Below are 22,952 nucleotides of genomic sequence, written 5' to 3'. Positions count from 1 at the left end.
CTATTCTCCCTCGCTCATCCGGAAATGCAGGTCGCCAACGTGAACGAACTCAGGTTTACTCGCCAACAAAGCCAGCAAGGGAGCGGGCGGCGTTCGGCGGACAATATTCACCGCAGAATACAACTCTTGCGCATGCACATGCCCTTGCGGGGTTAATTTGGAAAGCTCGCGAGTCAAATCCGCAACCAGTTTTTCAAAAGAACGCCTTGAATCCTGCTTCCACAATGTATCCACCGCGTCGAACGAAGGGATGGCGAACGCCATGCGTTCATTGAATTCGGCAGAGACGGCTTGTTTCAACATGGCGAAAACGATGCCCCCATCCGCGCCGACGATGGCTGTGCGCATCCAATCTTTGGTGGCGCGATACGTCCGCGCTTCGATGACGACTTCGCCGGGCGCATCGCCTCGGCGGATTCGCACGAGACTGCCCGGTATCAGCCCATTGGCTTTGTACCACTCGCGCAGACCGAAGACATAGCGATTCTCACGCACGACCCACGCGGGGATTCTCTGACGCGTCTTCCCATCAACCAGCGTAAACCGAACCCGGGGAGTCTCGTATGCGGTTGGGAAAAACGATCGAACGCGCGCCGAGACGGGCAAAGTCCCGGCCCGGAGATGAGGGTAGATGAGCGCGATCGAAACTTCCTTGAGGTGAGAATCGGGTTTTTCCTCCACCTCACTTAACTCATCGTCCAGTTGCGCTTCCAGATCGAGCATTTGTTGATCGAGCAAAGCGCGATCATGCTCGACGGGATGATATTGCAAGAACGCCGGCGTGTTACGCACTTCTTCGGGTTCCAAGCGTTTGAGGAACCACAACACTTCACCGGCGGGACCCACTTCGTCGAAGCGGCCGTCTTCTTGCAACGCAAGATTGAGAGAGAATTCAGCCAATTTGGGATTCACGCCGTCCGGCAAAGCAACATCCTTGAGAAGCGCGGAGGCGGGCAGCGGTTCGCCACCGGACATATCCAGCACGGCTTCCGCCAGATTGAGGTTGCCCTCGTTCACATCCACCAGCAAGGCGCGGGGGAACCACCTGCCCGCAATTCGGATCAACTGGTCGTCGTCGCCGAATGCCGCCTCAAGTTTCCCCTCGATCTCGCTTCCATGTTCTTGCATGATCGCATCGGGTTCAAAGCCTTCGTTCTCAACCGTGACGGGCTTATCGTTCAACAAATGAGTTGGCAGATTCGACGCAAACATACGACGGGCGCCATCGTCGAAGTCTACAGTGAGGACGTTAAACCCGCTTCTTTCTGGATGTATGCCGGCTCGCACCTCGGAGACTTTCCCATGCTTCCATGCCAGCGCGGGGAAGACGAGCGCCTCGCCCACCTGATGAGAATCTTTCGGGAAGTAGACCTTTCCGCTCCCCTCTTGTTGTTTGCGGACCGCGGCGCGTTCAGCGCGGTTGCGCTCGTGGATCAACACCAGCGCGAGTTCGCGCGCGGTGAGAGGGGTCTCGTGTTCAAATAAATAGTTGTGCAGGAATTCAACGTCTTGCCGGGTGATCTGAATTTCAGCCCATGTATCGAGGGATTCGAGTAAGTTGCTTACCATACCATGCCTTGAGGAATTTTTTTCGGCGCAAATCGTTTTCGCCGGGCAGTATTATACCGTACCTTAAGTGAAGATGTATAATTTCGCCATGAATTTTACGCTGGCGCAGGCATTGCGCGTTGACGAATCGAATTGCATCGCATGTGTCGGGTCGGGCGGAAAGACGACCGCGCTGTTTCAACTGGCGAGGCAATGGAAGCCGCCGGTGATCGTCACTGCCACGTCGCATTTGGGGGCGTGGCAGATTCCGCTTGCAGACAGGCACATTGTTGCGACCTCTCAAAGCGATTTGGTGAATCTCAAAAAAGATTTAGACGGGGTCATGTTGATTACAGGCGAAGCAAAGGACGACAAATTTCAACCTGTGAACCATGAAATTATTGAATCGCTTCGTGAATTATGCTTGCAACATTCCATTCCGCTCCTGATCGAGGCGGATGGCTCGCGGCAAAGACTGTTGAAAGGCTGGGCGGAGCATGAGCCTCCCATCCCTGATTTTGTTGAGCATGTTGTGACTGTTGTCGGGTTATCAGGCTTAGGCAAGCCATTGACCGAGGAATATATCCATCGTCCAGAAATATTTGCAGAATTAAGCGACACAGAAGTTGGACAGATCATCGAATCGAATTCATTGACTCGCGCCCTCTTGCATGACAAAAGTAGTTTGAAAAATACTCCCGCCCATGCGCGGCGGACTGTTTTATTCAATCAGGCAGATACTCCCGAACTGCAAGCCAGCGCAAGGGCAATGACCAAGATGTTGCTTTCTAAATATCACTCCGTTGTCATTGCAAGTCTGGAGCAGGGAAAAATCTTCGCGGCGCACGAGCCTGTCGCGGGGATCATTCTCGCGGCGGGAGAATCTTCGAGATACGGCGAGCCGAAACAATTATTGGATTGGAAAGGCGAGCCGTTCGTGCGCGCGGTGGCGAAGAGAGCGCTCGAGGCGGGGCTTTCACCGCTGGTTGTTGTCACAGGCGCAAACGCGGAACAAGTTGAATCGGCGGTGAAAGATTTGGCTGTGAAGATCGTCAGGAACAACGAATGGAAAAGCGGGCAGGCGAGTTCGATTCGGGCGGGGATTCTCTCCCTCACACCCCCTCCCAGCCTCCCCCAAATACGACATGGAAATTTTGATCATCGGGAATCATCTCATGTCGGATTTGGGGGAGGTGCCCGAGCGGAGCGAGTGGCAGAGGGGGTCGGTTCCGCAATCTTCCTGCTCGTTGACCAGCCGCAGATCACGACATCCATTTTGCAGGCGTTGACCGAGAAACACGCGGAAGGTTTGTACCCCATCGTCGCGCCGATGGTGATGGATCGCCGCGCGAATCCCGTGCTGTTTGACCGCAGAACATTCGCCGACTTATTGACTCTCGAAGGCGACACGGGCGGACGCGCTATTTTCCATAAACACAAAGTGGAATATCTCCCCTGGCATGATGACCGTCTCTTGCTTGACGTGGACACGCCCGAACATTATCAACGCTTGTTAGCAGATGAGACGTTATGATCTCAGCGATCATCCTCGCCGCGGGCGAATCGAAGCGGATGGGTCAGCCGAAAATGTTGTTGAAGTGGGGAAAGACGACTGTGCTTGAACATGTCATCTCAGTTTTTGCAAATGCGGGAGTCGAAGATATTGTTGTAGTGACGGGGGCGGCAAGGGATGAAGTTGAGAAGATCGTTGCAGTCGCGCAGACGAGTTGTCCAGCGCGCAGTGTATTCAACGAGGGATTTGTTGAGGGCGAAATGTTATCGTCGATTCAATGTGGGCTTCGTGACTTGGCGGAGAAAGATTCAAGCGCGGCATTGATCGCGCTGGGCGACCAGCCTCAAGTCCGCGAGGGAAGCGTGTGGAGGGTGTGCGAAATGTTCAAGGAAACTGGGAATCCGCTGGTGGTTCCGAGTTATCACATGCGGAGGGGACATCCGTGGCTGGTGGATGAATCGTTGTGGGGCGAGATGCTTGCCATGCGCGCGCCGCAAACGCCGAGGGATTTTTTGAACGCGCGCGCGGATCAAATCAAGTATGTTGAGGTTGACGATGAGGGAATTCTTGCCGATCTGGATACGCCCGAACAATATCGAACGCACAAACCGTAGAATTTTATTTCAAGCGCAAGATATATAAGTTCGTTTCGCGTCGTTGAAACCCCATGCGTTGATACAACAAATTTGCCGCTTCGCGTTTTGGGTTCGAGGTCAATGAGATATTGTCCGCCCCCGCCTCGCGCGCCAACTCGATCGCGCGGGTCATCATCGCTTTGGCAATTCCCTTGTTGCGATGATGTTCATCCACAACAACATCTTCGATGACGGCTCGCGCCCCTGTGGGAACGCGATAGATGATCAAAGTCAAAATCCCCGCAATTTCATGGCTTTCATTGGATGGACGCGCGACCAACAGCGATGTGACGGGAGTATTGAGGATGGCTGTTAATTCATCTCGGGTTGGGGGAATTTTTTCGGGCGCTAACTGGAGAATCAAACGGGAGGATGCCGTAAGGAGTTCGTCGGAAACTTCAGTGACCTTTTCGATCAACATCGTTTTATGCGGTCTTCGGCGTCCCAAACTTGGGGAAGAAACTCAACAGCGCGTAATATGCCACATACACAAACGACGCGGGCGCGACCCATTCAGGCACGTTGGGGTATTGCAGAAGCGCCCAAACGCCCAGCCCGGCATACAGATAGGTGAAGCCGAGCGTGAAGCGGCGCAGACGGGTGTTGCGGGAGGGATAAAGATATTTGACAGGCACAAAGACCAGAATGTTGCACAAGACAAGCAACGCAAGATTGACCCAGGGATTCAACCCCAACAGCATCATGTAGACGACGAGAAAATTCCACACCGACGGAAAGCCTTTGAAGAAGTACGTGTTGCTGTCGGACTTCGCGTCGGTCTGCGTGAATTGATACGCGGAGGTGAGCAGAATCGAAATCGCCGCCGCCATCGCAAAGCCTGCGGGCATCAAACCATCCACGCGGATCAACAACAACGCCGCGACAACGACATAATTCAAATAATCAATGATGTTGTCCATCAAGCCGCCGTCCACGCCCTGGGCATATTCCTTCACGTGAAATAAACGCGCCAACATGCCGTCGAACCCGTCCACGAGCATGGCGATGACGATGTACACGATGGCAAGTTTGAAATTCGATTCCCAGATCGCAAGCAGGGTTAGGAATCCCCACACCGCGCCCGTCGCCGTGAATAAATGAACGCTCCATGCCAAAGTTTTGCGAAGCCAAAGCGGAAGTCTCTCGAACATGCGTCACCTCAAAGAAATTAGATTGCATCCATACGTTCAAACCGCAGTTGCACTGCGTCTCGAACGCGATCTTGGCGCAATTATAAAAGAAAAGGCACGTCTTTCAACGCGCCTTTCAAAATTATTTTTCGTGGTGCGGGATGCCATCCCGCAACGCCGCAACGAGCGGGATCACATCCCGCTCCACGACAAGCCTTATTTTTTCACCAGCCCAACCTTGACCGTCTCGCCGTCGAACGAGTCATCCACACTGGATGCGCCGCTGGGCGGACTCGCAAACTGGAGACTCGACGTGAGCGTTTCGGCGGTGATGTACTCCTTGTGCGCCTCGATCGCGGACCGTAAGCCTGCGGAGGCTTCGACGAACAGTTCGATCCTGTCAGCCACGTCCAAGTCCGCGCTCTTGCGGAGGTCTTGCACGCGCCGCACAAATTCGCGCGCGAGACCTTCCTGTACGAGTTCGGGAGTCAACTCGGTGACGAGCGCGGCGACATACGCGCCATCTTCGGCAACCGCGAATCCTTCCTTCGCCTGCGCCTTGACATCCACCTCTTCAGACAAAATTTCGTAGTTGACTCCTTCAACGCTCACTTTCAACGCTTCGCCAGACATCAGCGTCTTCGCAACTTCTTCCGCATTCAAGGCAAGGATCGCCTTTTGGAGCGCGGGGAATTTGTTGCCGTATTTTTGTCCCAATTGCTTGGGCAACGGCTTGACCGTATGCGATACGGCTTCAGTCGAGGCGTCCAGCAAGCGGACTTTTTTCACGTTCAACTCGTCCACGAACAGGTCGGCATAGTTTTCGACGGCTTTGCGTTCGTTCGCATTTCCGACAGAGAACGCGGCTTCGGCAAGCGGCTGACGGACTTTGCGATTCGCTTTCTGCCGCGCGGAATGTCCGAGCGAGACGAGTTTCATCACGGTCGCCATGTCATGGTTCAGCGACTCGTCTATCATCTCAGGCATCACTTGGGGCCACTCGGCAAGATGCACCGACTCAGGCGCGGACTCATCCACAGAGCGGACGAGGTTTTGGTACAGCTCGTCGGCGAGAAAAGGCATCGCGGGCGCGACCAGCTTCGAGAGGGTGACAAGAGCCGTGTACAACGTCGAGTAAGCGGCTTGCTTGTCGGAGTCCGATTCCGATTTCCAGAAGCGGCGGCGCGAACGTCGCAGATACCACGTGGACAATTTCTCGACGAACGCCTCGACGGGACGCGTCGCGTTGGTCACATCATATTTTTCGTACGCCTCCGTCACATCGCGGACGAGCACATTCAATTCAGATAACAGCCAGCGATCCAAGTCGCTTGTTGCGATTGGCATGGTCGTTACGGTGGGTTTATCGAGATTCGCATACGTCACGAAGAACGAGTAGACGTTCCACAACGTTAGCGTGAAGTTGCGGATGACCTCGCCCACCAAATCGGAAGAGAAGCGTCGCTCTTGCCCTGGCGGAGTTGCCGTGTAAAGATACCAGCGGAACGCGTCGGCGCCGTGAACGCTCAGCACGTCCCATGGCGCAACGATATTGCCCTTGCTCTTCGACATCTTCTGCCCGTCGCCATCGAGGATCAAGCCGAGACACAAAACATTCTTGAACGAAACTTTGTCGAATAGCAGTGTGCTGATAGCGTGAAGCGAATAGAACCAGCCGCGCGTTTGGTCAACGGCTTCGCAGATGTAATCAGCGGGGAACTGCGACTCGAATTTATCTTTATTCTCGAACGGATAGTGCCACTGCGCGACGGGCATCGAACCCGAATCGAACCACACGTCAATGAGATCGGGGACGCGGCTCATTTGCTTGCCGCATTGTGCGCAATCCCAATGGACTTGATCCACGTACGGACGATGCAGATCGAGTTCGCTGAGATCGCGTCCCGCTTTTTCAGAGAGTTCCTTCACCGAGCCAACGCCTTCGCGATGCTTGTTCTCACATTCCCAGATCGGAAGCGGCGTGCCCCAATAACGCTCACGGCTCAACGCCCAATCAATGTTATTGGAGAGCCAATTGCCGAACCGTCCCTCACGCGTGTGTTCGGGAACCCAATTGATGGTGTTGTTCAAGCCGACAAGTTTCTCGCGGAACGCGCTTGTGCGGATGTACCACGACTCGCGCGCGTAATACAACAGCGGAGTTCCGCATCGCCAGCAGAACGGATAGGTGTGTTTGTACTCACCCGCCTTGAACAACAGTCCGCGCGCGCGCAGGTCTTCGGTGATCATTGGGTCAGCGTCTTTGACGAACACTCCGCGCCATGGCGTCACCTCGGAGACGAATGTCCCGTCGGGGAGAACGGTCATCAACACGGGCAAGTTGTGTTGCTTCGACATTTCCATGTCTTCCTGACCGAACGCGGGCGCGATGTGAACCAAGCCTGTGCCGTCTTCTGTCGTGACGAAATCTCCCAACACGACGTAATGTGCGGGCTTGTCGGGCGGCAGGAACGTGAACAGTGGATGATATTTCACGTCCTTCAACTTTTTGCCTTTGAACGTTTCAACGACCTTCACTTCTTCGTCACCGAACACTTTTTGCACGAGCGACTTCACGAGGATCAACTTTTCTTTTTTGCCATCGTTATCGCGTTCGACAGTCACGTACTCTTCTTCGGGATGCGCGGCAACAGCGACGTTGGACGGCAACGTCCACGGGGTTGTTGTCCACACGAGCAGTGATGTGTCGGGCTTATCCACCAGCGGCATGCGCACAAAGACCGAAGGGTCGATCGCGTCGTCGTAGCCGAGGGCAACCTCATGGTCCGAAAGAGGCGTGCCACAACGCGGGCAATACGGCACAACTTTGTAGCCCTTGTACAGCAGGTCTTTGTCCCAGAAATTTTTCAATATCCACCACACCGACTCGATGTAGTCGTTGGTGTAGGTCACGTAGGCGTCTTCGAGGTCAACCCAGAACGCGATGCGGTCGGTGAGTTTCTCCCAATCCTGGATGTACGTGAACACGGATTTTTTGCACAGCTCGTTGAATTTATCGATCCCGTATTCTTCGATCTGTTGTTTGTTTTTGAAGCCGAGTTGTTTCTCCACTTCGATTTCGACGGGCAGACCGTGCGTGTCCCAGCCGCCGCGCCGCGAGACGTGAAATCCGCGCATGATCTTGTAGCGCGGGAACATATCTTTGAACGCGCGCGCCAACACATGATGCACGCCAGGCTTGCCGTTCGCGGTCGGCGGTCCTTCATAAAAAACATACTCAGGCGCGCCTTCGCGTTGTTGCGTCGTCTTTTTGAAAATGTCGCGTTGTTTCCAAAATTTCATCATGGCTTCTTCCATCGAAGTCACGTTGAGTTTGGAGTTGACTGGTTTGAACATAATGATCTCCTCTTTCACCGTCCCGCAGGTTTGAATCGCGCAACAAAGTTTTGAACGAAAACCTGCGGGACGTTTTGCACTTAAAACAAAAACTCTCATCTCTTTCCAGAGACGAGAGTTAAAACTCACGCGGTACCACTCTGATTTCACGCCAAATGCGCGACACTCATCGGCGACAAACATCGCCCTGCTTTGATAACGGAGGGCAACTCCGATTCGCTTACTTCGATTTCAGCAAAATGGCTCCGAGATGATCTTCGATTTGCTCGCTGGTGTGGCTCACACCGCGCCCACACTCGCTGACAGACTCACAAACCTACTCTTCTCTTCACTGCCTTTGATTTGGCAGATTATGCCACAACAATAATTGACCGTCAACAAAATCGTGGGGCGGATTGATAATCCGCCATTTTTATTGGATAATCGCTCTTATGCCGACTCCCCCTCTCAAACTGGATTCGCCGCCTCAGGCTGGCTCGCCCCTAGTCATCAACGCTTCTTTTCTGACGGTCAGCCTGCCTCGCCCTCCTCGGAAGTTTTATCGCCACGGATGGCAATCCTGGTCCCTCGCCGCGTGGACAGAGCCACCCCCCCTCCCCGTTCAACGCCCCGCGATACTCCATCCCCTGCAAACTGATCCGCGCTACGTGAATGAAACGTCGCCGCACAGTTCGTGGATCGGCGCAGTGGAATTAGACGAGAACGATATTTTGCTTGTCGGCGCGTTGGGATTGGAATCGCATGTTCAACTATCGTCAAAAAATTCCGAGTCACAACTCGAGGGCGCTGCCCTGAGCATGTCGAAGGGTTGGTACGAACGCGACGATGGCGAGTGGTTCATCGCGCGCGGAAGCGAAGAATTTGTCTTTGCAAAATACGCCGAAGAATTGGGCAAACGCTTCGGCAAAAAGTCAGACAAGCCCGCGCCGCGCGTCTGGTGTTCGTGGTACAGCCTGTACACCGCCATTGACGAAGCCATCCTCTTCCGCACGTTCGACGAGTTAGGCGACCTGCCCTTCGACGTTCTGCAAGTGGACGACGGCTGGCAAACCTCCATCGGCGATTGGGAGGTGAACGGAAAATTCCCATCAGGCATGAACGCGCTGGCAGAAAAGATTAAGTCCACTGGGCGAAAGGCTGGGCTGTGGCTCGCGCCATTGATCACCGTCGAGTCGTCGCGTTTATTTCGTGAACATCCCGATTGGTTCTTGCGCGATGAAAATGGAAAATTTGCGTCAGCAGGATTCAACTGGGGCGAACAACTATACGCGCTGGATGTCACACATCCTGCCATGCTCGAATGGCTTGCCGCGTTGATGAAACAAGTCCGCGCGTGGGGATTCGATTATCTGAAATTGGATTTTCTCTACGCGGGCGCATTGCCCGGTAAACGATTTGTGGATCTGCCGAGTGAAGAGGCGTATCGCGGAGCATTGAAAGTGATGCGCGAAGCCATGGGCACGGATGCGTATTTCCTCGCGTGCGGCTCACCAGTCCTGCCATCGCTCGGCTTGTGCGACGCGCTCCGCATCGGACCCGATGTTTCCGACAAATGGGAAGACCCGCGCGATGCAACCCTGCTCTATAACTTCACAACACCTGGCGTGAGAAACGCCGTCCGCACAACGGTGAGTCGCTTGTGGCTTCAGCCGTTGATTGCCGTTGATCCTGATGTGGTTTACTTTTCAGGGAAAGAAAATTCGCTTTCAGCAGAACACAAACAGCTTCTTCAAGACCTCGCCTTCATCTGCAACTTCAAAGCGACCTCCGAACTGCCGCAGTGGATATCTCCAGCAGAGCGCGAGTCCCTGCGCGAGTTTCTAACCGCGTCTCCGCAAGTGAAACGCATCAACCGCGCGACCTTCCAAATTGACGACCGCATCGTAGACTTTTCATCCGCTCTAGCATTACCCCCTCCCCCGCGTGGTCTAACCAAACTCCCCGCCTCGTTCATGGGCTGGCTGGGAAATCAACCATTCGCGTTGAATTTATTCCATCGCTTGAACAAGTCGGCTTTCAGGAAGAAGAGGCAGAGGGCGGAAATCGAATCGTAGTAGCAACTCGCTTTCCGCAAACGCGCAATGTTGCAAATTAACCAATAAATCTAGCAACAAACACGATATGGATTGTTGCCATAAAGCCAATCCCGAAGGCGTCGCGTGGCGCCGTGGCGACAGATGACATAAATTAGCAACCTGTGACACCCCTTCGGGGTTGAATGTGGTGATACATCCTTCAATACTATAATCATTTGACCCCTTCGGGGTCTGCGGGTTATTCTCGTATTGCTCGGTTTAATAGCCAATCTGCAATATGTTGCGTTACGAAAACAAATTATCCGTCTTCGCCGCCATGATGAAATCGTTCTTGTGCAAGCCTTTCACAACGTGCGTCCACCACTGAACCATGACTCGTCCCCACTCCAGCACGATCAGCGGATGATGATCCTGCTCTTCGGCAATGGCAGCGACTTTGTTGGTGAAGTCCAATGACTGGGCGTAATTTTTGAATTTGAAAATGCGCTGTAGGCGCGGGATATCATCCCGCTCCACGAGTTGCCATTCGGGGACTTGAGGAAGAAGTTCGGCGATCTCGGCTTCGGTCAGGCTGGGGTCGCCGCCGCGACAGGCGACGCATTTGAGTTCTGCTAATCTCATTCCAACGCCTTCAATAAATAAGCAACTTCATTCACCGAGGGCAAATGCACGCGCAACACTTTCCTCTTCGCTTCGATCAGCGCTTCGTAATCGCCTAATGCCTGCGCGCGGATGAGCGTGCCATACGTCAAGCCTTCGGTTGGAATATCCAAATCTTTTTCAGCATCGGCGGTGACGACGAGGAACAGCGCGTTCTTCGGTCCGCCTTTGTGGAATTGACCTGTGGAATGTTGAAAGCGCGGACCGAATCCAGCGGTCACTGCGTTGCCTGTCTTGGCGCGGATCGCGGCGCGCATCTTTTGTAAAGCGTCGGTCATTTCATCGTTGCGCGGCAGGTAGGCGTTGATCGCAACATAGCCGCCTGCCTTCGCTTTCTTCAAGAACTTGCTCAACACCGCATTCAACGACGCGCCCGTCACGGCGGTCGGCGAAAACACGCTCACGCCGTCTTTCTTCCACGCAGGCTTGCCTTCTTTCAACTTGCCTTTCTTTTGGTAATCGGCAATCATCGCCTTCGTGATCTTCTTGCTCGATTCGACATTCGGCTGATCAAACGCGTTCACGCCAAGGATCGAACATGCGGTGACGGTGGCGATTTCCCAGCGGAAAATTTCAGCGCCGATGTCGTAGTAATTAGTAATCGGTAATTGGATGACAGGATGACCTGCGTTGCGAAGTTTCGTCATGGCATCATCGTGTTCGCCTGTTTGACGCAGGTACACAAAAATTCTATCGTCGCCATACTCTTTCACATCGCCAATCGGTTCGAGCGGCACAGGCAGGATGCCCTTGCCATTCTTGCCGCTGGACTCGGCGATGATCTGCTCGATCCAATTTGCAAACGGCGACAAAGCCGCGTCAGCCACGACGGTCAACTTGTCTCGCCCGTGGAGAGCGGATTCGCCAATGACGGCTCCCAGCGCCATGCCAGGGTTGCGCGCGGCAGGGTCGTGTTCGTCGCATTGAGAGCGCATCCAATCGGCGCGGTCGAGGAGGTGATTCAAATCCACTCCGAGCAACGCGGCAGGGACGAGTCCGAAGTCGGTCAGCGCGGAGTAGCGCCCGCCGACGAATTCATCGGCGAGGAAAACTTTTCTGAACGCGTTTTTTCGCGCTAATGTTCCGAGCGAGGTATTGGGATCGGTTGTGGCAACGAAGTGCGAGCCGTCTTTCTTGCTCAACTTCCAGAAGTAATGGAAGTTTGCCATCACCTCTGCCGTGCCGCCTGATTTGCTGGCAACGATGTAGAGAGTCTTTTCGGGAAGATAATTCTTCGCGGCTTCAGCCACTTGCGCGGGGTCGGTGGAATCTAAAATGCCGACTGAAAGCGAAGGCTTCTCTCCATGCGCAGTAAACAACAGGCTCAACACTTCTGCAGTGAGCGACGAGCCGCCCATGCCGATGACCAACGCTCGATCCATGCCTGCGCTGCGAACTTCTTTGGCGAAATCTTGATATTCTTTTATTTTCTTGCGAGCCTTGTCGGTTGAGTCCAGCCAGCCCATGCGGATGGTGACTTCGTGTTGACCAGCCTTGTCTTTCGCGGGAGCCCAAAGAGTGGGATCATGCTTCCACAGGCGGGCGGGAGCCGAATCAGCCTCCAGTTGCGATAAACGCTGCGCGACTGAATCGGTTAGAGGTCCGAGAGAAGAGGCGGCGTTCTTCCTCCGCTCTTCAATGGTTGCAAGCAAATGCGTGATCGCCTCATCGAAGGCTTTGACTCCTTCGTCTTCCAATTCTTTCGTCACGACATCCATCGAGATGCCGCGCGCTTCGAGTTGGGCGATGTCGTTCTGCGCCTCGTCCACGCCGCGCATGAGCGTGAGCGCCGCCGTGCCGTGATCTTTGAAGGCGTCGAGCGTGGCGGGCGGAATGGTGTTGACCGTTTCGGGACCGATGAGGTTGTCCACGTAATACGTGTCGGGATAGGCGGGATTTTTCGTGCTAGTGCTCGCCCACAACGGACGTTGCACGCGCGCGCCTTTGTACTTGAGTTTTTCCCAGCGAGAGCCAGCGAATGTTTTGTGATATTCATCGTAAGCAAGTTTTGCATTTGCGATCGCGGCTTTACCTTTGAGCGGGGAGCCTTCGGGAAGTTGCGGATCAACTTTCGTGTCCACGCGTGAAACAAAAAACGACGCGACCGACGCGATGTGATCAATGGATTGTTTCGCATTGACGCGGTCTTCGAGTCCGCTGAGGTAGGCGTCCATCACTTCGGCGTAACGTTTGAGTGAGAAGATCAACGTGATGTTGATATTGATCCCCGCGGCGATGGATTTCCGAATCGCGGGGATACCTTCTTTGGTAGCGGGGATTTTCACCATGAGATTCTTACGCGCCACTCGCGCCCACAATTGCTGTGCCTGCGCGATGGTCTTTTCGGTGTCGTACGCAAGATCGGGCGTGACCTCGATGCTGACGTAGCCGTCGCCGCCGTTGGATTCTTCATACAACGGCAGGAACGCGTCGCACGCGGCTTTGATATCTTCGATGACGAGTTGCCAAAAGATCTTCTTCGTGTCCCAGCCCGCCCACGCGAGCGGAGTAAGCGCGGAGTCGTAATCGGTTGATTTGGCAATGGCGTTGTTGAAAATGCTCGGGTTCGACGTGACGCCGCGAATGTCGCCGCGTTCGATCATCGCTTTGAATTCGCCGTTTTCCAGAATTTTGCGCTGGATGTTGTCGTACCAGAGGGATTGTCCGAGGGATGTGAGTTTAGTAATAGGGCTCATGGTCACTTCTCTTTGTTGTATTCTTCAAGTTTTTGTAAGCCAAAATAAATGACAAACAATATAACAATAAATATAAGTCCGCCAACCAATTTTCCATCGTACTCCAGTTTAAAATACCCTTTCAAGATATATGTCGCCGCAAGCGTGATAACGATTGATGGAATAGCCGCATACTTCAGAGCCTTGTTTGTTCGGTTTACGTCCGCAACGTATTTCCCTGTTGATCGAACCTTTTGCCCTTCAAGAACTGGCGCAAATATTTCTACGAATTCCTGTGCATTTGTCATATCATCTAAAGGGATGCCTTTATTTCCAAACATAAATGCAGCACCTGTAAAGTCTGTAAAATTTTCATAGTCAAGGGCAACGGTAGGCAAAAATAAGCGTTTCATCTCAACTTCAGCATTACCGATAACTATCAAGGTTGATCTTCTACCAATTGAATAGAGCCCCATCAGAACGAAAAGAACGCCAAGCACCAAAATGGCATTATCGCCAGTTACATATCCGACTACCAAAGCTGCGCCTCCTAACGAAATGATTAGCAAACCAAGAAAAACGATTGAAAACCAATTGTGTTTTGGCTTAAAGACAATCTCGTTCATAAAATACTCCTGCCATTCTCGGTTTCCAATTTATGAATCTTCCCCACTCAATTTCATGATCCACGCTTTCGTCGGCAAGGATCTTCATCAAGCAGATTCGGCGATGGGGTAAACAACATCTGCCCGCAAGACTTCACGCGCGAAGTTTAGCGCGGCTTGGATGCCCTCGCGAGTCAAGCGCGGATGAGCCGCCAGCACCTGCTCGAACGATTCGCCCGACGATATTTTTTCCAGAATCAAATCCACCGTGATGCGCGTGCCTGAGACGACAGGCTGTCCCATCATGATTTTTGGGTCTGAAACCACATGTTGTTGTGTCATCATACACCTCCGAATTTCGCTACGCGACAATTATACGTTCCTATCTTCCTGCTTCATCTTCCAATTTACGAATCTTCCCCACTCTCCTCGCCAACCTCTCCCCTCCCTCCTTATTCCCCTGATACTCTGCGCCTAAAAACGCGAGGATAAGCGCATTGGCAAGTTCAGGTCCGATGACGCGACCGCCGAGGCAAAGGACGTTCATATCGTCGTGGGATACTCCCTGCGCGGCGGAGTATGTGTCATGGCAAATGGACGCGTACACGCCTTTCATCTTGTTCGCGGCGATGCACGCGCCGATGCCCGATCCGCAACACAGGATTCCGCGTTCCGCTTCGCCGCTCTGGATGGCGCGTCCCACTTTCTCGGCGAAATCGGGAAAGTCCACGCTCGCTGTGGAGTCTGTACCTTTGTCAATCGGTTCATGCCCCGCTTTGCGCACGGCGTCAAGAACAGTTTGTTTGAGCGGGAAGCCCGCATGGTCAAATCCAATGGCGATTTTCATTTTGGTTACAACCTTTTTTACCACGAAGGACACAAAGGTCACTAAGGTTTTAAGTGGCGCAACGTGGTGATTTCATTCAGACTTTCTTTCAACCAATCCTTACGACAAAATCCTTCAAAACCAAACTCAAGAGCCAACACCAAAACCATCACTCAACCCACCTTCGTGCTCTTTGTGTCCTTTGTGTTTAAAGCGCCTTAGCGCGCGCCACAACATTCTCCACCGTAAACCCAAACTTCTCAAAGATGACCTTATACGGAGCGGACGCGCCGTAGTGGTCAATACACAGCGTGGACTTGGCGTATCGCTCCCAGCCGAGGCTGGCTCCTGCTTCGACGGCGAGTCTCTTCGTGATGTTTTTCGGCAACACAGATTCTTTGTATGCTTCGTCTTGTTTCTCGAACAACTCCCAAGAGGGGAATGAAACCACGCGTACGCCTTTCCCTTCCTCATGAAGTTTCTGCGCGGCGTCGAAGATCAAACTGACCTCCGAACCTGTTGCCATCAAGATAATTTCGGGGGTTCCATAGTCTTGCAACACATACGCGCCTTTAGACAAACTGGAAGTTTGTCGTACGGGGAGCGTGGGCAATGCTTGACGAGTGAGAACCAGCGCGGTCGGTCCGTTGCGGCGCGAGATGGCAACCTTCCACGCCTCGCGGACTTCGTTCGCATCGGCGGGGCGAATCGTCACCATGTTGGGAATCGCTCTCAATGCGGCGAGTTGCTCAATGGGCTGATGAGTCGGACCATCTTCGCCAAGTCCGACCGAGTCGTGTGTGTAGATAAAAATCGAAGGAGCGTGTGAAATGGCGGCGAGGCGAATGGCAGGCTTCATGTAATCGGAGAAGATCAGGAATGTGCCGCCATACGCGATCACGCCGCCGAACAAATTCATGCCATTCAATGCCGCGCCCATCGCGTGTTCGCGCACACCGAAGTGGAAGTTGCGTCCCTCGGGCGATTCTTTTTGGAACGATGGGCTTCCGTCTATCATGGTGTTGTTCGAGGGAGCCAAATCTGCCGAGCCGCCGATGAGTTCGGGCAGGATCGGCGCGAGCGCGTTGATCAACTTGCCCGACGACGCGCGCGTCGCCATGCCCTTTGCGTCGGCGGGGAATGTTGGAAGGTTCGCATCCCAACCATCGGGGAGTTTGCCAGCGATGCGGCGATTCAACTCAGAACCCAACTGCGGATTCAACCGCCCGTACGCTTCGAGTTTCATCTTCCAATCGATCTCGCGCTCGCGCCCTGTTTCCACGGCTTTGCGGAAGAACGCCAACACATCGTCGGGGATGAAGAAGTGCGGCTCAAGGGGCCAGCCCAAATTTTCTTTTGCGGCATTCAGTTCCTCATCACCCAGCGGTTCACCGTGCGCTTTGGATGTCCCTTGCCTGTGCGGCGCGCCGAAACCGATGATGGTGCGACACATGATGATCGAGGGGCGCGGGTCTTTCTTCGCATTCTGAATGGCTTTGTCAATCATCTCCACATCGTTGCCATCGTCAATTTTTTGCACATGCCAGCCATACGCTTCAAAACGCGCGGCGCGATTTTCAGTGAACGCTAAATTTGTAGAGCCGTCAATCGAGATGTGATTATCGTCGTACAAATAAATGATCCGCCCCAATTGCAGATGTCCCGCCAGCGACGCGGCTTCCGATGAAATACCCTCCATCAAGTCGCCGTCGGTGACGATGCCGTAAATGTACGATTGAATGAGATCATAGTTGGGTTTGTTGAATAGCGCGGCTAAATGAGTCGCCGCAATTGCCATGCCCACGCCTTGCGCGAATCCCTGCCCGAGCGGACCGGTCGTCACTTCGACGCCGGGCGTGAGTCCATGCTCAGGATGACCCGGCGTGATGCTCCCGAACTGGCGGAAGTTCTTGATGTTGTCGAGGCTCACGTCGTACCCGGTCAAATGGAGGAGCGAATACAAAAGCATTGAACCATGTCCGCCCGAGAGAATGAAGCGGTCGCGTCCCATCCACTTTGGGTTGCGCGGATTGTGCCGCAGGTGCCGCGTCCAAATGGTGAAAGCCATCGCCGCCGCGCCCATCGGAAGTCCGGGGTGACCCGAGTTGGCTTTCTGCACGGCATCCGCCGAAAGGAATCGTAATGTGTTGATCGCGCGTGTTTGAAGATCGTTTGTCATAGTATCCCTGACGATTTTATTTCTTCAAATTGTACCATCGTAGTTTTAGCGCATGATAAACAAATCTTAACTCGACCTGAAAAGCAAATCCGCGTAGAATTGAATCGAACATGAACGCAACTCAACGACGATTCGCATACGCTGTCATTTTGATTCTCGGACTCGTGTGGATTTTTCTCAGCGCGGATAAAAACGCCGCTTCTTTCGCAGGGACAACTGCCGCGCCCCATCAAGGTTTTCTCGCCCCCGACTTTTCTTTGCCAACCACCGATGGCAAAACAATTCGCCTCTCCGATCTACGCGGGCAAGCCGTGTTGATCAATCTTTGGGCAACGTGGTGTCCGCCGTGCCGCGCGGAGATGCCCGCGATAGAAAAAGTGTATAACGAATATAAAGACGAAGGGCTTGTTGTCCTTGCGATCAACATGACTTATCAAGACGACGCCTCTGCTGTTATGCCGTTCATCCAAGAGCACGGACTCACCTTCCCCATCCTGCTCGATGAATCTGCTGTGGTTGGTCGCGCGTATCAACTCCGCTCACTCCCTTCCTCGTTCTTCATCACCCGCGCAGGAATCATCAACGAAGTCGTCATCGGCGGACCGATGGCAGAGGCGTTGTTGAGGACGAGGGTGGAGGAAATATTGAAGTGACATTCCGTCCTGAGTCAATCGTAGTGTCAGGCTTTTAGCCTGACACCCTCTTGATGTTGATGAATGGCGGGTTGAAAACCCGCCCTACAAGCACTAACGCAAAAGGTCTAACATTTTATGGGGCACGGATGCCTTCCGTGATTTTACAGATAATTCCGTGCGATCCGTGAAATCCGTGTACAAAAATCTTAAGCCATGATCGAATCCTTCCGCACCCTCTTCGCCCCTCCCCGCGACCTCATCCTCCTCGTCGCCGCCCTCTGGATCGGACTCGCCCTCGCCGAAAAACGGACAGAGCGTCACGGCGTCTCGAAAGACGCGCTCAACAACCTCGTCTTCTACAGTCTGTTCGGCTACCTCCTCGGCGGGCGGATTCTCTTCGCGCTGGCAAATTACTCCGCGTTCGCCGATTCGCCGCTCAACATCTTCTCCCTAAACGTTGACTTGTTCGACTCAACAAGTGGTATCGTTACGGGGCTTCTCATCGGAATCATTTACGGCAAAAAACAAAACCTCTCACTCTGGAACGCTCTCGACGCCCTCACACCCGTCCTCGCCGCCCTCGCCATCGGGCTCCACCTCTCCCACCTCGCCGCAGGGACAGCCTTCGGCAGTCCCACCACTCTCCCCTGGGGCATTGACTTATGGAACGCGACGCGGCATCCAACTCAAATCTACGAGTTGATCGCATCGCTGATTATTTTTGGCATCATCTGGTTTCGCAAATCAGAATTATCCCCCGGCGCGCTTTTTCTCAATTTCACCGCGCTCACTGCTGGGGCGCATCTCTTCCTCGAAGCCTTCCGCGCCGATAGCACATTGATCCTCGGCGGAATTCGACTGGCGCAGGTTGTCGCGTGGGTGGCGTTGACGATCGTGTTCATAACCAGCGAGCAGAAATGGCAAAACGCGCCAGATCGCAAATGATTCAAGAACGTTTGCCAATGTAACTCAGCGTCCCATGTTGTTTCAGACAGGGTTTCTTACAAAATATTTGCGGTTCATCAAACTGGTAAAATTGCGAACAAGCATTTACCGAAACGATTCGATTTATGAGAACATCCATCCTGAAGACTGCGTTGCTGAGTTTCCTCCTCGCCGCCTGCCAGCCAGCCGCTTCGCAGACCGTCACAGTGATTGACGGCGACCAGATCCTCGCGCTTTACACTGACGAACGCATCCCGGTTTCTATTCTTTCCGATGCGGGAATTTCTCTCGCGCCGGAAGACAGCATTCTGGTCAACGGCATACCTTTGGCGGGCGACCGCCCACTCGCGGAATTTCCTATTACTCTTCAAATTCGCCGGGCGGTCCCAGTCGCCATCTCCACTCCTCAAGAGCAATATATGTTTCAAACCTCCGCCTTTACAATTGGCGAAGCCATGCATGAAGCAGGGATACAGATTCACTCCGGAGACGCTCTCAGTCAATCGATCCAACTTCCAATCTCCAATCTCCAATCTCCTCTAACCATTTATCAAACGCATCCTCTCGTCATTACCTCGAACGGTAAAGCGATCACAACCGCCTCCCCCGCCCAAACGATCGGAGAAGCGCTGGCTGGGGCTGGGATTCCCCTGATCGGAGGCGATTACAGCATCCCGTCGGAAAATGAAGCGCTACCGGCGGATGGGCAGATCAAAGTGGCGCGAGTCTCCGAGTCGGTGATCCTCGCGCAAAAGCCGATTCCCTACACGAGCGAATTCGTCGCCTCGGCGGATGTGCCGCTCGATCAGACTCAAGTCTTGCACCCCGGCGAAACCGGGCTGACCGTTCAACGTATCCGCATCCGCTACGAAGATGGAAACGAAATTTCGCGCATCACCGAAGAAGAGACCGTTGTGCGCCAACCTGAAAACCGCGTGGTCGGATACGGAACGAAGATCGAGATCAAGACGGCGGTTGTGGATGGCGTGACCATCGAATACTGGCGCGCCGCGCAAATGTATGTGACTTCTTATTCGCCGTGCCGCTCGGGCGGAGACCGTTGTTATCACGGAACCTCCAGCGGGGCAACCGTGCAAAAAGGCGTGGCGGGCATGAAATACGATTGGTACTTGAGCATGGGCGGGCAACAACTCTTCATCCCCGGCTACGGCTTCGCAACCGTGGCAGATGTCTGTGGAGGTTGTATCGGCAAGCCATGGATCGACGTTGCCTACAGTGACAACGATTTTATGCCATGGAGTTCGTGGGTGACCGTATATTTCCTCACGCCCGTACCCCCAAATATTATTTATGTGTTGGAATAATTTGTGAACCGCCCGCAGAAAACCGCCTTAATGCTGTTATTCATTATCGCCATCTTGTTATCAAGCGCGGTGTATTCGCTCTACACCAAGAAATGGAGCGCCCCGCTCGGACCTTCGTTGCAGTTACCGACGTGGACTCCCTTCGCGCTCCCCGCCACGTGGACTCCAGATCTCCGCGCGACGAAAACGCCACTCTCCGCCATTACAGTTGATTCAGCCAATTCAGCCGCCACCCAGCCCGCGCAGTGTAGTGAAACGCCGATCATGCACATTCTTCTTATCGGCAGTGACGCCCGCGCCGACTCGTACAACTACGGGCTTGCCGATGTGATCCGCCTTGCGCGTGTAGACTTCGTGAACGAAACTGTCACCATCCTCGAATTTCCGCGCGATTTGTGGGTGGAGATCCCCGACATTGCCGACAATCTCGACGGGCAGACACATGAAAAATTAAATCAAGCGTACCTCTACGGGAATCCAGGCTTTAAATACACAAACGATCCCGCGCAAGGACCCGGTCTGCTTGCCCGCACGCTGGCGCTCAACTTCGGCGCGCGCATCGATCACTACGCGGCGATCAACATGAAAACGTTTGTCAATATCGTAAATGCGGTCGGCGGCATCGACGTCTACCTGCCCGAACCTGTGGACGGGCGAACCGGGGAAGACTTGAGCGATCGGCTGGTCTTCCCCGCCGGGCAACTTCACTTGATGGGCGACCGCGCTCTCACGCTGGCTCGCATCCGCATCGAGGGAGGGTTCGCCCGCGCAGAGAATCAAAACCGCGTGCTATGCGCGTTGCGCGACCAACTGACCAGCCCGGAAGTTATAAAGGATATTCCAGAATTGGTACAAGCCTTCAGGGATAACATCCAGACCGATCTCAGCCCGGCGCAGATCAGCGACCTGGCTTGCCTCGGCGCGCAAATCCAAACGAGCAACATTCGCTTCGTGGGTTTCCCTCAAACCCTTTTCGTGCAAACGCGCGAGTTCGACCCGGTCTTCGGCAAGAACATTTCGATCCTCAAAACGGATTTTGAGATCCTGCGCGAATATGTCCATCAGTTCAACGAAGGCGCCTGGCAAACTGCCAGCGTGTCCGCCGAAGCCTCGAGCGAGGAGGTGCCGTTTTGCCCATGAACATTCCTCCGCTCAATGTTTCCGCCGTTTTGAAGCGATTTGGGCTTCGCGCGAATAAATCGCTCGGACAAAATTTCCTGCAAGACCCGCGCGCCCTCGAACTCATCGCGCAAACGGCAGAAATTCAACCGACCGACACGGTGTTGGAAGTCGGTCCCGGTCTGGGTAGCCTGACGCGCCACCTCGCCGCATCTGCCCGGGAAGTGGTAGCGGTCGAACTGGACGAGCGATTGCTTCGCCCGCTTGAAGAGATCACCGCCCCCCATCGAAATATCCGCGTGGTACATGGGAACATTCTTGACATCGCGCCCGACGAGTTGGTCCACCAACCCGAATATCTTGTGGTGGCAAATATCCCCTACTACATCACCTCAGCGATCATCCGTCACTTGCTGGAAAGCAAAAACAAGCCGCGCAGGATCGTGCTTACCATTCAAAAAGAAGTGGCAGAACGGATTTGCGCCCAGCCGGGCGATCTGAGTCTGTTGGCATTAAGCGTGCAGGTTTACGGAATCCCCCGCCTTGCGGCAAAAATTCCCTCCAGCGCGTTCTTTCCCGCGCCAGGCGTTGATTCAGCTATATTGACGGTGGAGATTTACCCGACCCCGTACATCGAAGAACCATCGCTCGGTCTATTTTTCAAGCTGAGCAAGGCGGGCTTCGCTCAAAAACGAAAAACGTTGCGAAACTCTCTATCCGCGGGGTTGCGCAAATCCACCACAGAGATCGTCGAACTCCTCAACCGAGCCGGCATCGACCCAATGCGCCGGGCGGAAACTCTGAGCCTGGACGAATGGCGAACACTTTGCGCGCTATATGGAAAACACAAAGCGGAGCGATAAGGGCTCCGCTTTGGCTATGAACATAAAGAACTTTACAAGATCACTGGCTCCTGCTGAGCAATTCCTTCTTCAACTGTTCCACCGAGGAATATTTGCCAAAAACAGCGGGCACTTCACTGACGCGAATTGCTAATCGGTTTTTGCTTTTCGAAGCCTGCTCGCGGTCATTGAGCGGATAGAAATAATCGAGGGATTGTTGCAATCTGGAGTTGATCTTCTCCTGGAACGCAACGCGAGTCTCCGGCGAAAGCACAACAACAAAATCAGAGGGGCTAATATGCCCAAGGAAATCGTCAGCGGAACCTGTTTCTTTCAAAGCGTTCGAGATCATCAGGCTGATGGCGCGCAACACATCGTCGGACGCGACAAATCCATACGCTTCCCTGAAAACCTGTAAATTGGCGATGGAAATATGCAAGAGCGATAGCCCGGACTTGTGCACCACATCGGACAACTTTTCATCCACAAGGGCGCCTTCGGGTAGACCGCTCACAGGGTTCGTCAGCGACGCCTGACTCACGCGCTTAAGAGAATTTCGCACGCGCAGGCGCAGTTCCTGCACATCGAACGGCTTGGTGATATAATCGTCCGCGCCGACCTCGAGACCTTGCAAGATGTCGGAACGGTCGCGCTTTTCAGTCAGGAAAATAATGGGGATTTCATTGGTACGGCGGTCTTCGCGCACCCGGCGGGCAACTTCAAAGCCGTCGATATCCGGCAGACGAATATCGAGGATAATCAAATTTGGCAGTACCGTTTGCGCGGCGCGCACGCCGTCCTCCCCCCAATTGACGGTAAAGACTTCATAGCCTTGAACGCGAAAATAGGCGTTCAACATTTCGGCAATATCGAGATCATCCTCGACGATAAGGATCTTCGATTTGGCTTCAGCCACAACGCC

The 22,952-nt window shown here is 53.9% G+C and carries 19 protein-coding genes and 1 other annotated feature; of the genes, 8 read left to right on the top strand and 11 right to left on the bottom strand.

The features are described from left to right. Positions 1-1,569 (bottom strand): hypothetical protein, encoded by a 1,569-nt coding sequence (locus IPM31_19025; GenBank protein ID MBK9009066.1) that lies wholly within the window; start codon positions 1,567-1,569, stop codon positions 1-3. 88 nt (positions 1,570-1,657) lie between these two features. Between IPM31_19025 and yqeC the strand changes: the two genes are divergently transcribed. Further along, a complete protein-coding gene (gene yqeC / locus IPM31_19020; GenBank protein ID MBK9009065.1) occupies positions 1,658-3,082 on the top strand; it encodes a putative selenium-dependent hydroxylase accessory protein YqeC in 1,425 nt (474 codons plus the stop codon). Then, on the top strand, positions 3,079-3,675 hold the full coding sequence (locus tag IPM31_19015; protein ID MBK9009064.1) for a nucleotidyltransferase family protein: 597 nt from the start codon (positions 3,079-3,081) through the stop codon (positions 3,673-3,675). Before yqeC ends, IPM31_19015 begins: the two co-directional genes overlap by 4 nt. Positions 3,676-3,679: 4 nt before the next feature. Here IPM31_19015 and IPM31_19010 read toward each other — a convergent pair whose 3' ends face one another. From IPM31_19010 to IPM31_19000, 3 genes are all read right to left on the bottom strand, one after another. Continuing rightward, complete coding sequence (locus tag IPM31_19010) at positions 3,680-4,117, bottom strand: GNAT family N-acetyltransferase (GenBank protein ID MBK9009063.1); 438 nt, start codon at positions 4,115-4,117, stop codon at positions 3,680-3,682. A 4-nt stretch (positions 4,118-4,121) separates the two neighbouring features. Then, positions 4,122-4,847 (bottom strand): CDP-alcohol phosphatidyltransferase family protein, encoded by a 726-nt coding sequence (locus IPM31_19005; GenBank protein MBK9009062.1) that lies wholly within the window; start codon positions 4,845-4,847, stop codon positions 4,122-4,124. A 195-nt stretch (positions 4,848-5,042) separates the two neighbouring features. Beyond that, complete coding sequence (locus tag IPM31_19000; GenBank protein ID MBK9009061.1) at positions 5,043-8,183, bottom strand: isoleucine--tRNA ligase; 3,141 nt, start codon at positions 8,181-8,183, stop codon at positions 5,043-5,045. Between the two features lie 104 nt (positions 8,184-8,287). After that, positions 8,288-8,524, bottom strand: a binding site (T-box leader). 90 nt (positions 8,525-8,614) lie between these two features. Between IPM31_19000 and IPM31_18995 the strand changes: the two genes are divergently transcribed. Further along, the gene (locus IPM31_18995; GenBank protein ID MBK9009060.1) at positions 8,615-10,237 is read left to right on the top strand and encodes an alpha-galactosidase; all 1,623 of its coding nucleotides are present in this window, start codon (positions 8,615-8,617) and stop codon (positions 10,235-10,237) included. Between the two features lie 267 nt (positions 10,238-10,504). Here the strand turns inward: IPM31_18995 and IPM31_18990 are convergent, their stop codons facing one another. From IPM31_18990 to tkt, 6 genes are all read right to left on the bottom strand, one after another. Continuing rightward, positions 10,505-10,840, bottom strand: a complete 336-nt coding sequence (locus IPM31_18990) for a 4a-hydroxytetrahydrobiopterin dehydratase (protein ID MBK9009059.1) — start codon at positions 10,838-10,840, stop codon at positions 10,505-10,507. Then, positions 10,837-13,575 carry a bifunctional transaldolase/phosoglucose isomerase gene (locus IPM31_18985; protein MBK9009058.1) on the bottom strand — a complete coding sequence of 913 codons (2,739 nt, stop codon included), beginning with the start codon at positions 13,573-13,575 and terminating at the stop codon, positions 10,837-10,839. The genes IPM31_18990 and IPM31_18985 overlap by 4 nt, the downstream gene beginning before the upstream one ends. 2 nt (positions 13,576-13,577) lie before the next feature. After that, positions 13,578-14,180, bottom strand: a complete 603-nt coding sequence (locus tag IPM31_18980) for a hypothetical protein (protein ID MBK9009057.1) — start codon at positions 14,178-14,180, stop codon at positions 13,578-13,580. An 87-nt stretch (positions 14,181-14,267) separates the two neighbouring features. Then, positions 14,268-14,501, bottom strand: coding sequence for a DUF433 domain-containing protein (locus IPM31_18975; GenBank protein MBK9009056.1), 234 nt, complete (start codon positions 14,499-14,501; stop codon positions 14,268-14,270). 40 nt (positions 14,502-14,541) lie between these two features. Beyond that, a complete protein-coding gene (rpiB, locus tag IPM31_18970) occupies positions 14,542-15,006 on the bottom strand; it encodes a ribose 5-phosphate isomerase B (protein MBK9009055.1) in 465 nt (154 codons plus the stop codon). A gap of 187 nt (positions 15,007-15,193) precedes the next feature. After that, a complete protein-coding gene (gene tkt / locus IPM31_18965) occupies positions 15,194-17,164 on the bottom strand; it encodes a transketolase (GenBank protein ID MBK9009054.1) in 1,971 nt (656 codons plus the stop codon). 110 nt (positions 17,165-17,274) lie between these two features. On the opposite strand from tkt, the gene IPM31_18960 reads away from it, so the two are divergent. The 5 genes from IPM31_18960 to rsmA all read left to right on the top strand — a co-directional run bounded on the left by IPM31_18960 (position 17,275) and on the right by rsmA (position 22,051). Continuing rightward, positions 17,275-17,817, top strand: a complete 543-nt coding sequence (locus IPM31_18960; protein MBK9009053.1) for a redoxin domain-containing protein — start codon at positions 17,275-17,277, stop codon at positions 17,815-17,817. 195 nt (positions 17,818-18,012) lie between these two features. Then, the gene (locus tag IPM31_18955) at positions 18,013-18,744 is read left to right on the top strand and encodes a prolipoprotein diacylglyceryl transferase (GenBank protein MBK9009052.1); all 732 of its coding nucleotides are present in this window, start codon (positions 18,013-18,015) and stop codon (positions 18,742-18,744) included. Positions 18,745-18,869: 125 nt separating this feature from the next. Continuing rightward, the gene (locus IPM31_18950; GenBank protein MBK9009051.1) at positions 18,870-20,069 is read left to right on the top strand and encodes a G5 domain-containing protein; all 1,200 of its coding nucleotides are present in this window, start codon (positions 18,870-18,872) and stop codon (positions 20,067-20,069) included. Positions 20,070-20,072: 3 nt separating this feature from the next. Next, positions 20,073-21,209, top strand: coding sequence for an LCP family protein (locus tag IPM31_18945; GenBank protein ID MBK9009050.1), 1,137 nt, complete (start codon positions 20,073-20,075; stop codon positions 21,207-21,209). Further along, the gene (gene rsmA, locus IPM31_18940; protein MBK9009049.1) at positions 21,200-22,051 is read left to right on the top strand and encodes a ribosomal RNA small subunit methyltransferase A; all 852 of its coding nucleotides are present in this window, start codon (positions 21,200-21,202) and stop codon (positions 22,049-22,051) included. Before IPM31_18945 ends, rsmA begins: the two co-directional genes overlap by 10 nt. A gap of 40 nt (positions 22,052-22,091) precedes the next feature. On the opposite strand, the gene IPM31_18935 is transcribed toward rsmA, so the two are convergent. Then, positions 22,092-22,946, bottom strand: coding sequence for a response regulator (locus IPM31_18935; GenBank protein ID MBK9009048.1), 855 nt, complete (start codon positions 22,944-22,946; stop codon positions 22,092-22,094). Positions 22,947-22,952 lie beyond the last annotated feature (6 nt).

The organism is Candidatus Defluviilinea gracilis, assembly GCA_016716235.1.
Classification (GTDB): Bacteria; Chloroflexota; Anaerolineae; order Anaerolineales; family Villigracilaceae; genus Defluviilinea; species Defluviilinea gracilis.
Note: the sequence above shows the minus strand (reverse complement) of the source record. Positions and strands in the feature narration are given on the sequence as shown.

What these genes read in the sequence shown, in the direction of transcription:
- IPM31_19025 (MBK9009066.1), bottom strand. Translation starts at nt 1,569, where the DNA reads ATGGTAAGCAACTTACTCGAATCCCTCGATACATGGGCTGAAATTCAG.
- yqeC (MBK9009065.1), top strand. Translation starts at nt 1,658, where the DNA reads ATGAATTTTACGCTGGCGCAGGCATTGCGCGTTGACGAATCGAATTGC.
- IPM31_19015 (MBK9009064.1), top strand. Translation starts at nt 3,079, where the DNA reads ATGATCTCAGCGATCATCCTCGCCGCGGGCGAATCGAAGCGGATGGGT.
- IPM31_19010 (MBK9009063.1), bottom strand. Translation starts at nt 4,117, where the DNA reads ATGTTGATCGAAAAGGTCACTGAAGTTTCCGACGAACTCCTTACGGCA.
- IPM31_19005 (MBK9009062.1), bottom strand. Translation starts at nt 4,847, where the DNA reads ATGTTCGAGAGACTTCCGCTTTGGCTTCGCAAAACTTTGGCATGGAGC.
- IPM31_19000 (MBK9009061.1), bottom strand. Translation starts at nt 8,183, where the DNA reads ATGTTCAAACCAGTCAACTCCAAACTCAACGTGACTTCGATGGAAGAA.
- IPM31_18995 (MBK9009060.1), top strand. Translation starts at nt 8,615, where the DNA reads ATGCCGACTCCCCCTCTCAAACTGGATTCGCCGCCTCAGGCTGGCTCG.
- IPM31_18990 (MBK9009059.1), bottom strand. Translation starts at nt 10,840, where the DNA reads ATGAGATTAGCAGAACTCAAATGCGTCGCCTGTCGCGGCGGCGACCCC.
- IPM31_18985 (MBK9009058.1), bottom strand. Translation starts at nt 13,575, where the DNA reads ATGAGCCCTATTACTAAACTCACATCCCTCGGACAATCCCTCTGGTAC.
- IPM31_18980 (MBK9009057.1), bottom strand. Translation starts at nt 14,180, where the DNA reads ATGAACGAGATTGTCTTTAAGCCAAAACACAATTGGTTTTCAATCGTT.
- IPM31_18975 (MBK9009056.1), bottom strand. Translation starts at nt 14,501, where the DNA reads ATGACACAACAACATGTGGTTTCAGACCCAAAAATCATGATGGGACAG.
- rpiB (MBK9009055.1), bottom strand. Translation starts at nt 15,006, where the DNA reads ATGAAAATCGCCATTGGATTTGACCATGCGGGCTTCCCGCTCAAACAA.
- tkt (MBK9009054.1), bottom strand. Translation starts at nt 17,164, where the DNA reads ATGACAAACGATCTTCAAACACGCGCGATCAACACATTACGATTCCTT.
- IPM31_18960 (MBK9009053.1), top strand. Translation starts at nt 17,275, where the DNA reads ATGAACGCAACTCAACGACGATTCGCATACGCTGTCATTTTGATTCTC.
- IPM31_18955 (MBK9009052.1), top strand. Translation starts at nt 18,013, where the DNA reads ATGATCGAATCCTTCCGCACCCTCTTCGCCCCTCCCCGCGACCTCATC.
- IPM31_18950 (MBK9009051.1), top strand. Translation starts at nt 18,870, where the DNA reads ATGAGAACATCCATCCTGAAGACTGCGTTGCTGAGTTTCCTCCTCGCC.